Raw genomic sequence first — 14,963 nt, 5'->3', positions numbered from 1 at the left:
CTTTGACAGTAGTTTTTACTGGAAAATATCTTTCCATTATACCAAATTGAAAAAGGGGCACAAGATTAAATTGTACCCCTTTAGGTTTAGTGCTTTTGAATTATCTTTCCAACCAGGTATGGATTAATGATTGATTTTGACCTCTAGCGAAGACGTCAATTCGATTAGGATTCCAAGAAACAGCTGCTGGAGCAGATGTTAAGCTACCGTCGAGATTCTCCCAGTTTTCCCAACGTGTGCCGTTCCAGGTGCGTTTATAAAGTCTATTTCCCGTACCACGAACAAATACATCTAGTTGATTCGTTCGGCGAGAAGAGACAGCTGGTGCGCTAGTTAATGTTCCACCAAGGCTTTCCCAATCACTCCATCTGTTTCCGTTCCACCATTTATGAATTAAATCATTGTTCCGGCCTCTAGCGAAAACATCGATTCGATTTGGCCCCCAAGATACTGCTGCTGGATCAGAATTTAAGTTTCCACCAAGATCCTCCCAATCTAACCATCGGGATCCATTCCAGGTTTTCATATAAAGGCGATTTCCATTCCCGCGTACAAACACGTCTAATTGATTAGTACGGCGAGAAGAAACAGCCGGTCCACTGGTTAGAACACCACCAAGGTTTTCCCAATCATTCCAGCGGGATCCATCCCACCATTTGTGGTAAAGCGAATTATCTGTTCCACGCACAAACACATCAATGCGATTTGGTCCCCAAGAAACAGCGGCAGGAGGACTTGTTAGAACGCCACCAAGGTTTTCCCATTCACTCCATCTACGACCGTCCCACCATATGTGGTAAAGTGAATTATCGGTCCCTCTTCCAAATACATCTAAACGATTAGGTTGCCAAGATGCCGCTGCCGGTGCTGAAGTAAGAACTCCACCTAAGTCTTCCCAACTAGCCCACCCATGGCCAGGCTGACCTTCATCATCCTTGAGTAGCTCTAGCGTGATTTGAATTACCCTTATTAATACACGATCGGCAACATTTTGTGGAACATTATGCTGTCTAAATAGCAAATTAAACCATGGAACCTGTCTTTGAAATTGATTGTAGATTTGATTTGCATTTTGATTCGTATTGGCTTGATTGATTACATAGTTCACCATAAAGAAAAAAACGTATTCTGTAATTTGCCTGTTCATTCCTGCATCTTCAAGTTCCTGATATAAATTATTATGCTCCGAACGAATAGTTTGTAAAATTTGTTGGACACTTGGTTGCTGTCTATTCATATATAATGGTTGCCCGTAGTATTGTACTGGTACAAATTGAGGGAAATAATATTGATAATAAAACATTCGCATTCCTCCGCTTTTTAATTAGAATATGCGAGTGGTTTTTAGTTGGCAGTGGTAAATAAGCCTATTTCATGGAAAGGAAAAGAGTGATGATGGGAATACCACCACATATAAAAAACTAAATAAGAAATAATTAAAAGGAAGAAATAAAACAAAAAGAGTGATGAAATATGGAAAATATTGCACTGTACAGTATTGTTGTCATAGTAGTTCTAGGTATCTTTTCACAATGGTTAGCATGGAAAATTCAATGGCCATCAATAGTTATCATGTCGATAGCAGGTCTTTTAATTGGCCCTGTATTCGGTCTGGTTAATCCTGACCAAGCGTTAGATGAGTTTTATAGTCCGATTATTTCATTGGCGGTAACTATCATATTATTTGAGGGGAGTTCTAGTCTAGACATTCGCGAGTTAAAAGGCATATCAAAATCTGTTTTGCGAATTGTAACGATTGGGGCATTCCTTGCTTGGATTGGTGGTTCATTAGCAGCTCATTATATTGCTGGATTGGGATGGGAAGTTTCTTTTATTATTGGTGGGTTATTTGTCGTAACTGGTCCAACCGTCATTATTCCACTTTTAAGGCAGGCAAAATTAAAACCTAGAGTGGCTGCAGCGTTGAAGTGGGAAGGAATCATTGTTGACCCAGCAGGCCCGTTGCTAGCCCTATTTGCGTATGAGGTTGTTAAAGTAACTTCTAGCAATTCCGGTCTAAAGGAGATGGTGCCATTCTTTTTCTGGGCTATTATAGCTGGTGTTGTAGGGCTGGCAATAGGTATCCTTGTTAGCATTATGATAGGTCGGGGATTATTACCAGAGTACTTAAAATCACCGATTATTATTTCCTTTATTCTTATAGTGTTTAGCGCAGGAGAATTTCTCATGCATGAAACTGGAATGCTTGCGGTTACTGTTATGGGAATTACATTGGGGAGAAGTAAAAAATATGTTTCATCTATAAAAAGTACCACGCATTTTGTAGAAAATGTCTCTGTTCTACTTACTTCTACTGTGTTCATTTTGTTAACGGCATCTTTACCTCGGGAAGTTTTTGAACAAATTTTAAGTTGGCCAATTATTACCTTTGTTCTTGCAATGCTCTTTCTCGTTCGGCCTTTATCGATATGGATTGCGACAATAGGTACAGAGTTGACGAATCCAGAGAAGACGCTCATTTCCTGGATTGCGCCAAGAGGAATTGTGGCTTTAACTGTTTCAGGGTACTTTGCTAATATCCTGTTAGAAGATGGTTATGAGGAAGCAACAATACTTACCGCAATCACATTTGCATTGGTCTTTATCACAGTTTGTGCCCATGGTTTTACGATTACCCCTTTTGCAAAGAAACTAGGCTTGGCAAATACAGAGCCCCCAGGAATTTTAATTGTTGGAGCAAATGAATTTTCAGTTGCGTTTGCATCGTATTGTAAGGAGATGGGTATCCCAGTATTGATTGCAGACCATACCTTGGAGCATTTGATAAAAGCTAGGCAACAGGGAATCAAGACCTTTTATGGGGAAATACTGTCAGAACATACCCAGTTTAGTATTGATCTAACATCATATCAGTCTATTTTATCCATGACTGATGAAGCTGCATACAATGCCCTTGTCTGCCAGTCTTACGTACCAACTTTCGGTTATCATCATACATTTGCACTTCCAGTTACATCCCTTGATGAGGATTCCAAAAAAGGAGTTCCACCATCATTAAAAGGAAATCTTCTTTTTGGGAAAAGTTATGAAGAACTTCATCATAAAATTAGATCTGGCTATACATTTAAAACCATTGAGATGGACGACCAGGATAAGTCACTAGTGAAGCAAGAGGAAATGCAAGGGGAGGATAGTTGGTTATTTATCCGGAAGAAAGATGAGTCACTTACATTCGCTACATTAAAGCAACATTTAACATTAGAAGAAGGAGACCAGTTGGTAGTGTTAACAAAGAAATAGGTTTAAACGGGAATGCCGAACAGTTGTGATGCTGTTCGGTTATTTTATTTAAGAAGTAATGGAATAACTTTTTTATTCATAGTCTTTTTAAGGACAAGTTTTTTTACAAAGTCAATAAGGGAATGGGGTGAGAACCTTTATTGGAATTCATAGAGCCCTTTGTGAAGATATTGATAATCAATTTAATTTTAAGCGGGGATAACGCGGTAGTAATTGCCATGGCTAGCCGAAATCTACCTTCCAATTTGAAAAGTAAAGCCATTATTTGGGGAACAGTTGGTGCAGTATTATTTCGGATATTATTTACGGTTATTGTTATGTATTTGTTAAAACTCCCGTATATCCACTTAATCGGTGGAATTCTTCTTTTGTTGGTGGCTTATAAGCTTCTAGTAGAAAAAGAAATGGAGGAAAATAAAATTAAAACAGGTAATTCTTTAAAGGAAGCAATCGTTATTATTATATTCGCTGATATGTTAATGAGCTTAGATAATGTATTGGGGATCGTGGCGGTGGCGGGTAACAATATGTTGTTAATTATAAGTGGGATTATACTAAGTATTCCAATCATGCTATTTGCCAGCCAATTTATATTAAAAATTATGGAAAAGTATCCTTTTGTCATATACATAGGCTCTGCACTATAAGCATGGACAGCAGGGGAAATGATGGTAAAAGAAAAATTCATTCAAAACTTTACTTCAAATACGTCGATAGAACCAGTGTTGTTATTTGGATTAATTGTTGGTACGCTAACGATAGGAGGAGTACAAAGGAAGCATCGGTAATTTCTTTCGTAATGGGTACTTTTCATGTCATAAGAAATACGGAAATAATTATGATTGAAGAAATGGAAGCAATGAAATATAGTACAAATATAAATGACTAAAAGGAGTATACTTCATATGAAATTACGAGTATCAGCGGTACAATACCACCTAGAAAAAATAAATAGTTTTGAAGACTTTGCCGCTCAAGTGACACATTATGTTCGAACAGCAAAAGAGTATGATTCTGAATTTGTTCTGTTTCCAGAGTTCTTTACTACCCAGTTGCTATCAATATCTGATGATACGGTAGGACTTGTTAATGAACTTCCAAATTATTCACTAAAATATCTGGAATTGTTTCAAGGCTTAGCAAAAGAAACAGGTATGCACATCATCGGTGGAACCCATGTAACAAGAAAAGGCGATAAATTATATAATACAGCCCATCTATTTTATCCAGATGGTCAAGTAGCTGAACAACCAAAGCTTCATATGACTCCAACAGAGAAAAGAGATTGGAATATTACTCCAGGTGAGTCTATTCAAGTTTTCGAGACGAATAAAGGAAAAATTGCTTTATTAACATGCTATGATATGGAGTTTCCGGAAATTGTTCGGATGGTCCGTGGCATGGGGGCGGACGTTATCTTTGCTCCATCTTGTACAGATGACCTTCATGGCTTTAATCGTGTACGCTATACATGCCATGCTCGAACAATCGAAAATCAATTGTATGTCGTAACAACTGGTACGGTTGGTGCACTACGTAATGTGGACTTTATGCATGCTAATTACGGACAAGCAGCTGTGATCACACCAAATGATATTCCTTTTCCGAAAAACGGAATTTTAATGGAAGGTGAATTTAACCACGATATGATTATCACCGCTGATCTAGATTTATCACTGTTGTATAAAGTTAGGGAAGAAGGATCGGTAACAACTTGGACGGATAGAAGACTAGATTTATACCCCGATCTTAGTAAATAAGATGGGATTGGATGTATTTGTGGTTAGGAAAGTATAAAGACTTTCCGACGACATAAGCGTCTACTAAAAAGGTGATGAGTATTGTACCTTCTCACGTAAGAAGTAGAGGGGAAATCTATAAGGGAAGCCCCAAGTGTATGGAAGGCTTCCCTCGTTTGTATTCGTATTATTCCTGATCCTCTTCAGTGTCTGAATCTGTTTCAGCATCTCCGGAGTCTTGTTGTTCCGTCGTATCATCATTTGTATCTGGGTCTTCTTTGTCATCTGATGAACATGCAAATAAAACTCCTGTTGATAGAATCATGATTAACATAGTCAAAAATAACTTTCTTAATTTCACTTCGATCACCTCATGAATTTTATTTGGTACATGTATCATTGTATCGTCTTACTATTAAGAGGCTATGTAGCTACGGTAAAGATACCTTCTGAATAATTTGTCGAAATATCGTTACTTTGTACTATTTTTTAGGAGTTAGTGGGTAAAGAGTCATATTCTTATTAGTTAGTAAATACTTAGGACTTACTAAAAAGAACATCCTTTAATACAAGGACGTTCTTTACGTTCTGTTATTCACCTAAATCAACATTATGGTAAACCTGCTGAACATCTTCCAGGTCTTCCAAAACATCAATTAATTTTTCAAATTGTGCTTTGGATTCCTCATCCAATTCTACTTCATTTTGAGGTAGCATCGTTAATTCAGCAACGGTAAACTCTGTAATGCCAACGTTGTTGAAAGCCTCTTGTACAGCATGGTACTGATCTGGCTCTGCATAAACAATCACAGTTTCCTCTTCTTCTAATACATCACGAACATCAATATCAGCTTCCATTAAAAGCTCTAGTACTTCATCAGCAGTTTTTCCTTCAACACCGAATACTGCAGTTGCATCAAACATATAGGCAACAGATCCACTAACACCCATGTTACCACCGTTTTTTCCAAAAGCAGCACGTACTTCTGATGCTGTTCTATTTACGTTATTTGTTAATGTATCCACAATAAGCATAGAGCCATTTGGTCCGAATCCTTCGTAACGAAGCTCGTCATAGCTTTCGTCATCTCCACCTTTGGCTTTATCGATTGCTTTTTCGATAATATGTTTTGGAACACTATAGGTTTTTGCGCGTTCTAAGACAACCTTAAGTGCTTGGTTCGCCTCAGGATCTGGCTCACCCTGTTTAGCAGCAACATAAATCTCGCGTCCGAACTTAGCATAGATTCGACTCGTGTTTTTATCCTTTTCTGCCTTTTTATCTTTAATATTATTCCATTTACGTCCCATGAAAGACATCTCACTTTCTTTATGACTCTGAATAAAATTTTAATATAGTTACTATAGGGTTTCAACCCATCGACTTCATTATTATACATCAGAATATTTTCCTTGAAAACTTGCAGTGGCATTTAAAAAGAATAAAACATGAAATTGATATACCATACTTACCTTTGGGTGCTCACGCCTGGACATCCCTTTGCCTAAACTTGTCGGCATCTCAGCACCATATCTTGCATAAGCTATATAAACCGCGTCCAAGATGGAGGGAATTCAAACATGGATATTCTTAACAAGGTGAAGAGTTATCGTGAGGAAGAGAATCGTCTGAAGTGGGAAGGTACATTCGCGGAGTATCTAAATATAATCAAGGAAAGACCTGAAGTTGCCCAGACTGCTCATTCGCGAGTTTATAATATGATTAAAGCATCTGGGGTTAAAGAGCGTAATGGTCGTAAGATGTATGAGTTTTTCGGGGAAGAAATATTTGGTTTAGAAGAAGCAATTGAGCGACTTGTTGAGGAATACTTTCATCCAGCCGCAAAGCGATTAGATGTAAGAAAACGTATTTTACTATTAATGGGCCCGGTTAGTGGGGGTAAATCTACTATTGTAACTATGTTAAAGCGAGGGTTGGAAAAATACTCCCGTACGGATGAAGGTGCCGTTTATGCAATAAAAGGCTGTCCGATGCATGAAGATCCCTTACACCTCATTCCGAATCATTTACGCGAGGACTTTTCCAACGAATATGGTATTCGTATTGAAGGTAGTCTCTCGCCCCTCAATACTATGCGGTTAGAAAAAGAATATGGTGACCGTGTTGAGGATGTTATGGTAGAGCGTATCTTCCTTTCTGAGGATAAGCGTGTGGGAATTGGAACCTTTAGTCCGTCAGATCCGAAGTCTCAAGATATTGCTGATCTAACTGGTAGCATTGATTTCTCTACGATTGCTGAATATGGCTCAGAGTCTGACCCGAGAGCATATCGTTTTGACGGGGAATTAAATAAGGCAAATCGTGGGATGATGGAGTTTCAGGAAATGTTAAAATGTGATGAGAAGTTCTTGTGGCATTTACTTTCGTTAACACAGGAAGGGAATTTTAAAGCGGGCCGGTTCGCGCTCATTTCTGCCGACGAACTCATCGTTGCGCACACGAACGAATCGGAATACCGTTCATTTATTTCGAATAAGAAAAATGAAGCTCTTCACTCCAGGATTATTGTGATGCCAATTCCATATAACCTAAGAGTGAGTGAAGAAGAACGTATTTATAAAAAAATGATTAATCAAAGTGATATAGCACATGTTCACATTGCCCCACATGCATTACGTGTTGCTGCCATTTTCTCGGTGCTAACGAGATTAGAAGACTCGAAGAAACAGGGAATGGATTTATTGAAGAAAATGCGCCTCTATGATGGTGAAAATGTGGAAGGCTATAACCAAGTAGATGTGGAGGATTTAAAAAACGAGTACCCGACAGAGGGAATGGATGGTATTGATCCGCGTTATGTTATTAACCGAATCTCATCTGCTATTATTCGAAAAGAAGTACCATCCATCAATGCACTTGATGTATTGCGTTCCTTAAAAGAGGGGTTAGCACAGCATGCATCGATTTCAGAGGAAGATAAAGAGACCTATATGAATTATATATCCATTGCAAGAAAGGAGTACGATGAAATTGCTAAGAAGGAAGTTCAGAAAGCATTTGTGTACTCCTATGAAGAATCTGCAAAGTCGTTAATGGATAATTACCTGGATAATGTGGAGGCTTATTGTAATAAAAACAAGCTGAGGGATCCGTTAACGGGAGAGGAAATGAATCCAGACGAAAAGCTAATGCGTTCGATTGAAGAACAAATTGGAATTTCAGAAAATGCAAAGCGCTCATTCCGTGAAGAGATATTAATTCGTATATCGGCTTATGCAAGAAAAGGAAAGCGATTCGATTATAACTCACACGAAAGACTTCGTGAGGCAATTCAGAAGAAGTTATTTGCAGATTTGAAAGATGTGGTGAAAATTACCACCTCATCGAAGACTCCAGATGAATCCCAGCTTAAGAAAATTAATGAAGTAATTGCTAGATTAATAGATGAACATGGGTATAATTCCGTTTCAGCTAATGAATTACTACGATATGTTGGAAGTTTATTGAATCGATAAATATGCATGACGATAAGGTAACAAGATTGGCTAGGGTAGCTAGTCTTGTTACCTTTTTTTAATCTATTATTTTTAATAAAATGCAATAATATGCGCCTAGCTGCATATTATAGAGAAAAGTATCGAATTTTCCAGAAGAAATCGATACTTTTTCAATACCCAAAATGAATAGGAGGGGATGTTCGTGCAGGAAGGTAAACAAAACTTTGTCATCTCCGAGGAAAACTGGTCCCTCCATCGCAAAGGCTTTCAAGATCAACAGCGCCACATGGATAAAGTAAAGGAAGCCATTAAGAATAATCTACCTGATTTAATCAGTGAAGAAAGTATCGTGATGTCAAATGGGCGAGACGTAATCAAAATTCCAATCCGTTCATTAGACGAATACAAAATCCGATACAACTACAACAAATCAAAGCATGTAGGGCAAGGGAACGGAGATAGTAAAGTTGGAGATGTAGTAGGAAAAGACCCAAATGCAAAAGGGCAACAAGGAACTGGTCCTGGCGGTGGAAAGAAGGCAGGCGATCAGCCTGGAAATGACTACTATGAAGCTGAGGTGTCGTTAGAAAAGTTAGAGGAAGCCCTATTTAAGGAATTAGAACTACCAAATTTACAGGAAAAAGAAAAGGCTGAGATTGTAACAGAAAGAATAGAGTTTAATGATGTACGGAAAAAAGGGTTGATGGGGAATGTTGATAAAAAGCGAACCATTTTAACAGCATTGAAGCGAAATGCAAGAGAAGGTAATCCAGGAATCGTGCCAATCTATAATGATGATTTGCGATTTAAAACCTGGAATGAAATAGTGAAACCAGAATCGAAGGCAGTTGTTCTAGCCATGATGGATACAAGTGCCTCGATGGGGTCGTTTGAAAAGTATATGGCAAGAAGTTTCTTTTTCTGGATGACTCGATTTTTAAAAACGAAATATGAGCATGTAGATATCGCTTTTATTGCCCATCATACGGAGGCAAAAGAAGTAACAGAGGACCAATTTTTTAATAAAGGAGAAAGCGGTGGAACCATCTGCTCTTCTGCTTATACAAAAGCGATTGAACTAATTGAAACGCGTTATAATCCCACACGCTATAATATCTATCCTTTTCATTTTTCAGATGGCGAAAATATTACCTCTGACAACCCAAAATGTATCCGTCTTGTTAATGAGATTATGGATGTCTCCAATATGTTCGGCTATGCGGAGGTAAATATCTATAATCGCCATTCCACATTAATGCGAGCTTACAATACAATTGAAGATCCGAAATTCCGTCATTTTATTTTAAAGGAAAAACGAGACGTATATCATGCGATGAAAAGCTTCTTTCAGCGTGAAGCAGTGACGGTTTGATGTATGAAAATCCCCAGGAGAACGTTCCTGGGGATTGCTTTGGTCTGAATCATTCCAATCGAGTATAAAATGAAGAATAGAGCACTTCTATACATCATTTCAATCGAAGCAAGTATTCAAAATGAGGAATAGAGTACTCCCATCCCCATACAACCACTCTTAAGCTAACTCAATCTTATAAACCCCACGCTCTGTAGTAATAAAAAACTTCTCCCCATCAAATTCATAAAGTGAATTATCCTGTAGAGGAATTTCATAACTAGAAGATGGAAGTGGCTGACTGCTCATAGCTGCTAGTGTTTTGATATGGCCCTCTCCATTTAAAAGCAAATTATGCATTGGTACATAATCATCTATTCGACGTGTGTTCCGTTCATATGCTATATCCTTTAGATTCATTACTGTTTGATCCACATCATCCATTTCGTGCTTGGTGATTTTAACGGACTTTCCATTCCATTGCTGAATAAGTGAGTTAAATTCTTCAATAGATAAAAATTGGTGATTCATAGTATCCCTCCTGCCCTTAAATTCTCCTAAATTATGTGGAAATATGCGGGGGTCCATTATTGAAAGAAAATCTACCAAGACAATTGACATAACCAAATATAATATGTTATTTATTTGATAGTGAAAAAATTAGCACTCTCAAGTGCGGAGTGCTAAAATATAAATATCTATTTATTATTTCCTATCTAAAATAAGTACTAAAGGAGTTGTTTGAAATGGGAAAAAGGGAATTTAAAGCAGAATCGAAACGTTTATTGGAACTAATGATTAATTCCATCTACTCACAAAAAGAGGTGTTTTTACGTGAATTAATCTCTAACGCAAGTGACGCAATTGATAAGATTTACTATAAAGCGTTAACAGATGAAAATTTAACATTTAACCAAAGTGATTATTATATAAAACTAGAGGCGGACAAGGATTCACGGACTTTAAAAATCACTGACACTGGTATCGGTATGACGGAAGAAGAACTAGAAAACAATTTAGGTACCATTGCAAAAAGTGGATCTCTTAACTTTAAAACAGAAAATGAAATTAAAGATGGTTATGATATTATTGGTCAATTTGGTGTTGGCTTCTATGCTGCATTTATGGTTGCAGATGAAGTAATTGTTACGAGTAAAGCACTTGGAAGTGATCAAGCTTATAAATGGGAATCAACAGGCGCAGAAGGTTATACAATTGAGCCAACGGATAAAGAGACAGTTGGTACGGAGATTGTATTAAAACTTAAAGAAAATACAGAAGATGAGAACTACGAAGAGTACCTAGAAGAATATCGATTAAAAGAAATTATTAAGAAGTACTCAGACTTCATTCGTTACCCAATTAAAATGGAAGTAACAAAGAGTAAAAAAGAAGATGATAGTGAAGAGTATGTTGATTACACGGAAGAAGAAACAATCAATAGCATGGTTCCAATTTGGAAAAAGAACAAAAGTGAACTTACCGATGAAGATTATGAAAACTTCTATCAAGAAAAGCGCTATGGTTTCGATAAACCATTAAAGCATATTCATTTAAGTGTCGATGGATCAATTCGTTATAATGCGATTCTTTTCATACCGGAAAATCGTCCGTTTGACTATTACTCACAAGAGTACCAAAAAGGTCTTGAACTATATTCGAGTGGCGTGTTGATCATGGAAAAATGTGCGGATTTAATTCCAGATCACTTTAGCTTTGTAAAAGGTCTTGTTGATTCCGAGGATTTATCATTAAATATTTCTCGTGAAATGCTTCAGCATGATCGCCAGCTTAAATTAATCGAAAAGAATATCAATAAGAAAATTAAGCAACAGCTACTTAGCCTACAAAAAGACGATAGGGAAGGTTATGAGAAATTCTTTAATGCCTTTGGTCGTCAATTGAAGTTCGGTGTGTATAATGAATTTGGTGCGAATAAAGACACCTTAAAAGATCTGCTGTTGTTCCATTCGTCTAAAGAGAAGAAGCTTGTTACCTTAGCAGAGTATGTGTCTAGAATGCCAGAAGACCAAAAATATATTTACTATGCCACAGGTGAATCTATTGAGCGCATAGACAAGCTTCCACAAACTGAACTTGTAGCGGATAAAGGATATGAAATTCTTTATTTCACAGAAGAAATTGATGAATTTGCGATTCGTGTTCTAATGAGCTATGAAGAGAAAGAATTCAAGTCTGTATCTAGCAACGATCTTGGAATTGATTCTGAAGAAGAAAAGGCTTCGGAACAAGAAACAGAAGAGAACAAAGAGATTTTCGGCTATATGAAAGAGAAATTAGCAGGAAAAGTGAAAGAAGTTCGTGTATCTAAACGCCTAAGAACACACCCCGTTTGTCTAACGGCAGATGGAGAAATCTCCATTGAAATGGAAAAGGTTATTAACGCAATGCCAGATAACCAGCAAATTAAGGCAGATAAAGTACTAGAAATTAACCCAAATCATGAAGTATTCCAAACCTTAAAGGATGCTTTCGAAAAGGATAAGGATAAACTAGACCTTTACACCAATATTCTATTTAACCAGGCATTATTAATTGAAGGATTACCTGTAGAAGATCCGGTTGAATTTACAAATAATATGTGTAAAGTGATGGTCGCTCAATCATAAATAGTAACCCAGTGTTAGAAAGTAGTCCTAGCACTGGGTTTTTCTTATTAATTTAAGGCCTCATTTAACGTTTCAAGGTTCTTCTTCATTAAACTAAAATAATCTTCCTTATTCTCTAAATCATCCTCAGTTAATGTAGAGAGATTATGCAAGTAAAGGGCTTCAGCATGAATTTCTCCCTGAATTACTTCCGCAACTTTTGGCGTGACATTTTGTTCAAAAATGACATACTTGATTTCTTTTTCTTTGGCTAATTCAATAATCTCAGCCAACTCACTTTGAGAAGGTTCTTGACTAGAAGATAGTCCAGCGATTGGAATTTGTTTAATTCCATAGCTTTCCTCCCAATAACCATAGGCTGCATGGGAAACCATCATTTCAGGGTTTTCTTTTGTTTCCACTAATTCATGGAACTGTTCATCTAAAGATTCTAATTCCCCTTTTACATCCTCAAAGTTTTTCTCAAACTCTTCCTTTGCATCTGGTTTTAGAGTTACAAGATTATCTTTGATATTCTCGGCAAGAATAATTGCTCGGTGTGGATCAAGCCAAATATGTGGGTCCTCATCTCCGTGGTGATGATGGGTATCCTCTTCATGTTCGTTTCCACTGCCTTCTTCCTCATGCTCATGCTCGTGAGATTCTTCCCCATGGTCATGTTCATGCACATGTGCTATTGCTTCTGCACCCTCTGAGGCGATCACCATTAGGACATCCTCATCTTTCAATGTATCATGAATATTTTCTGCATAGGATTCCATACCAAGTCCGTTGTAAATAAAGGCATCTGCTTTTGCAATATCCAGGACTTCCTTTGAGGTAGGCTCATATGTATGGCTATCTGCACCAGGTGGAATAAGAGTTTTCACATTTACATGAGAACCGCCAATTTTTTTAGTGAAATCTTCTAGTGGATAAATTGATGTATAAATGGATAAAGTGCTTTCGTCGTTGTCCGTAGAACTTACATTACTACCACATGCACCTAACAATATTAGCAAACTTAACAAACTAACTATGAGTAAACTTTTTTTCATAAATACTCTCCCTTTTTTTAAAGTCAAAAATGATTATATCGTAATGATTACGATTTGTAAATAGTAATGGTTACGATTTATGTTTATTCAGGCATCTTGTTCATCATTCCTACTTTTGTTCATAAACTGTATAAAGCACATATGGAGGGATCATCATTGAACGATACAAAAGAGCTGCATAAGGCGATTGCGGAAATTACAGAAATTGCGAAAGGCTTTGGATTAGACTTTTTTCCAATGCGTTATGAGATTTGTCCAGCTGAAATCATTTATACATTTGGTGCATATGGGATGCCAACACGTTTCTCACATTGGAGCTTTGGAAAGCAGTTTCATCGGATGAAGTTACAATATGACTTAGGCCTGAGCCAAATATATGAATTAGTTATCAATTCGGATCCTTGTTATGCGTTTTTGTTAAATACGAATAGCTTAATCCAAAATAAACTTATTATTGCACACGTTCTAGCACATTGTGATTTCTTTAAAAATAATGTTCGTTTTTCCAATACGAGAAGAGATATGGTGGAAAGCATGACAGCGACGGCGGAACGGATTGCAGAATATGAATTAATCCATGGTAAGGGAGAAGTTGAAAAGTTTTTGGATGCTGTATTAGCTATTCAGGAACATATTGATCCGTCTATTGTTCGACCAAAACTAGGTGAATACAAATGGGAAGAAGAGGAATCACCAATAAAAAAATCCAAAACACCTTATGATGATTTGTGGGATATGGATGATAAAGAAGAAACTACAAAGCCGAGAGTAAAACGGCGTAAAAAATTCCCGCCAAAACCAGAGAAGGATATTCTTTTATTTATTGAACAATACAGTAGGGAACTGGAAGACTGGCAGCGTGATATTCTTACCATGATGCGAGAGGAAATGTTGTATTTCTGGCCACAGCTTGAGACGAAAATCATGAACGAAGGCTGGGCTTCATACTGGCACCAGCGCATCATGCGTGAATTAGATCTTACTTCTAATGAAACGGTTGAATTTGCAAAGTTAAACTCCAGTGTTGTGCAACCATCGAAGCAGCGGATTAATCCATATTATTTAGGATTAAAAATATTTGAAGATATTGAGGAGCGATACAATAATCCAACAGAAGAAATGAAAGCCCGTGGGGTTAAAGTAGGATCTGGTCGTGAAAAGATGTTTGAAGTTCGAGAAATTGAATCCGACATCTCCTTTATTCGAAATTACCTTACTAAGGACTTGGTAGAACAAGAGGATATGTATCTTTTTGAAAAACAAGGTCCTTATTACCGGATTTCTGATAAAGACTATGAAAATATCCGCGATCAGTTAGTATCGATGCGCGTAAATGGAGGATTTCCATTTATTACAGTCGTGGATGGGGATTACATGCGTAATGGAGAATTATACATGGTGCATGGATATGAAGGGACAGAGCTTGACCTACACTATTTAGAAAATGTGTTGCCTTATATTTATCAATTATGGGGTAGAAAGGTTT

The 14,963-nt window shown here is 37.3% G+C and carries 12 protein-coding genes; 7 read left to right on the top strand and 5 right to left on the bottom strand.

Going from position 1 to position 14,963, the window contains the following annotated elements:
* Positions 1 to 100: 100 nt before the first annotated feature.
* Complete coding sequence (locus tag K332_RS0115470) at positions 101 to 1,303, bottom strand: PLL family lectin (RefSeq protein WP_026908284.1); 1,203 nt, start codon at positions 1,301 to 1,303, stop codon at positions 101 to 103.
* 170 nt (positions 1,304 to 1,473) lie between these two features.
* On the opposite strand from K332_RS0115470, the gene K332_RS0115465 reads away from it, so the two are divergent.
* The 3 genes from K332_RS0115465 to K332_RS0115450 all read left to right on the top strand — a co-directional run bounded on the left by K332_RS0115465 (position 1,474) and on the right by K332_RS0115450 (position 5,021).
* Positions 1,474 to 3,261 (top strand): cation:proton antiporter, encoded by a 1,788-nt coding sequence (locus tag K332_RS0115465; protein WP_026908283.1) that lies wholly within the window; start codon positions 1,474 to 1,476, stop codon positions 3,259 to 3,261.
* Between the two features lie 140 nt (positions 3,262 to 3,401).
* The gene (locus K332_RS22685; RefSeq protein ID WP_245604706.1) at positions 3,402 to 3,908 is read left to right on the top strand and encodes a YjbE family putative metal transport protein; all 507 of its coding nucleotides are present in this window, start codon (positions 3,402 to 3,404) and stop codon (positions 3,906 to 3,908) included.
* 258 nt (positions 3,909 to 4,166) lie between these two features.
* On the top strand, positions 4,167 to 5,021 hold the full coding sequence (locus K332_RS0115450; protein ID WP_026908282.1) for a carbon-nitrogen hydrolase family protein: 855 nt from the start codon (positions 4,167 to 4,169) through the stop codon (positions 5,019 to 5,021).
* Between the two features lie 166 nt (positions 5,022 to 5,187).
* Here the strand turns inward: K332_RS0115450 and K332_RS0115445 are convergent, their stop codons facing one another.
* Positions 5,188 to 5,361, bottom strand: coding sequence for a hypothetical protein (locus tag K332_RS0115445; RefSeq protein WP_156914216.1), 174 nt, complete (start codon positions 5,359 to 5,361; stop codon positions 5,188 to 5,190).
* Positions 5,362 to 5,591: 230 nt separating this feature from the next.
* Positions 5,592 to 6,311: a YebC/PmpR family DNA-binding transcriptional regulator gene (locus K332_RS0115440; RefSeq protein WP_026908280.1), complete on the bottom strand. Its 720-nt coding sequence runs from the start codon at positions 6,309 to 6,311 to the stop codon at positions 5,592 to 5,594.
* Positions 6,312 to 6,581: 270 nt separating this feature from the next.
* Between K332_RS0115440 and K332_RS0115435 the strand changes: the two genes are divergently transcribed.
* On the top strand, positions 6,582 to 8,477 hold the full coding sequence (locus K332_RS0115435; RefSeq protein WP_026908279.1) for a PrkA family serine protein kinase: 1,896 nt from the start codon (positions 6,582 to 6,584) through the stop codon (positions 8,475 to 8,477).
* Positions 8,478 to 8,661: 184 nt separating this feature from the next.
* The gene (gene yhbH / locus K332_RS0115430) at positions 8,662 to 9,831 is read left to right on the top strand and encodes a sporulation protein YhbH (protein WP_026908278.1); all 1,170 of its coding nucleotides are present in this window, start codon (positions 8,662 to 8,664) and stop codon (positions 9,829 to 9,831) included.
* Positions 9,832 to 9,990: 159 nt separating this feature from the next.
* Here the strand turns inward: yhbH and ymzB are convergent, their stop codons facing one another.
* A complete protein-coding gene (gene ymzB, locus K332_RS0115425) occupies positions 9,991 to 10,341 on the bottom strand; it encodes a protein YmzB (protein ID WP_026908277.1) in 351 nt (116 codons plus the stop codon).
* Between the two features lie 215 nt (positions 10,342 to 10,556).
* Here ymzB and htpG point away from each other — a divergent pair, with 215 nt between their 5' ends.
* The gene (gene htpG / locus K332_RS0115420; protein ID WP_026908276.1) at positions 10,557 to 12,440 is read left to right on the top strand and encodes a molecular chaperone HtpG; all 1,884 of its coding nucleotides are present in this window, start codon (positions 10,557 to 10,559) and stop codon (positions 12,438 to 12,440) included.
* A 47-nt stretch (positions 12,441 to 12,487) separates the two neighbouring features.
* Here the strand turns inward: htpG and K332_RS0115415 are convergent, their stop codons facing one another.
* Positions 12,488 to 13,477, bottom strand: coding sequence for a metal ABC transporter solute-binding protein, Zn/Mn family (locus K332_RS0115415; protein WP_026908275.1), 990 nt, complete (start codon positions 13,475 to 13,477; stop codon positions 12,488 to 12,490).
* 156 nt (positions 13,478 to 13,633) lie between these two features.
* Here K332_RS0115415 and K332_RS0115410 point away from each other — a divergent pair.
* Positions 13,634 to 14,963: SpoVR family protein (locus tag K332_RS0115410; protein ID WP_026908274.1), on the top strand; the 1,330-nt coding region annotated here is incomplete at its 3' end.

This window comes from Paucisalibacillus globulus DSM 18846, assembly GCF_000482485.1.
GTDB lineage: Bacteria > Bacillota > Bacilli > Bacillales > Amphibacillaceae > Ornithinibacillus > Ornithinibacillus globulus.
Note: the sequence above shows the minus strand (reverse complement) of the source record. Positions and strands in the feature narration are given on the sequence as shown.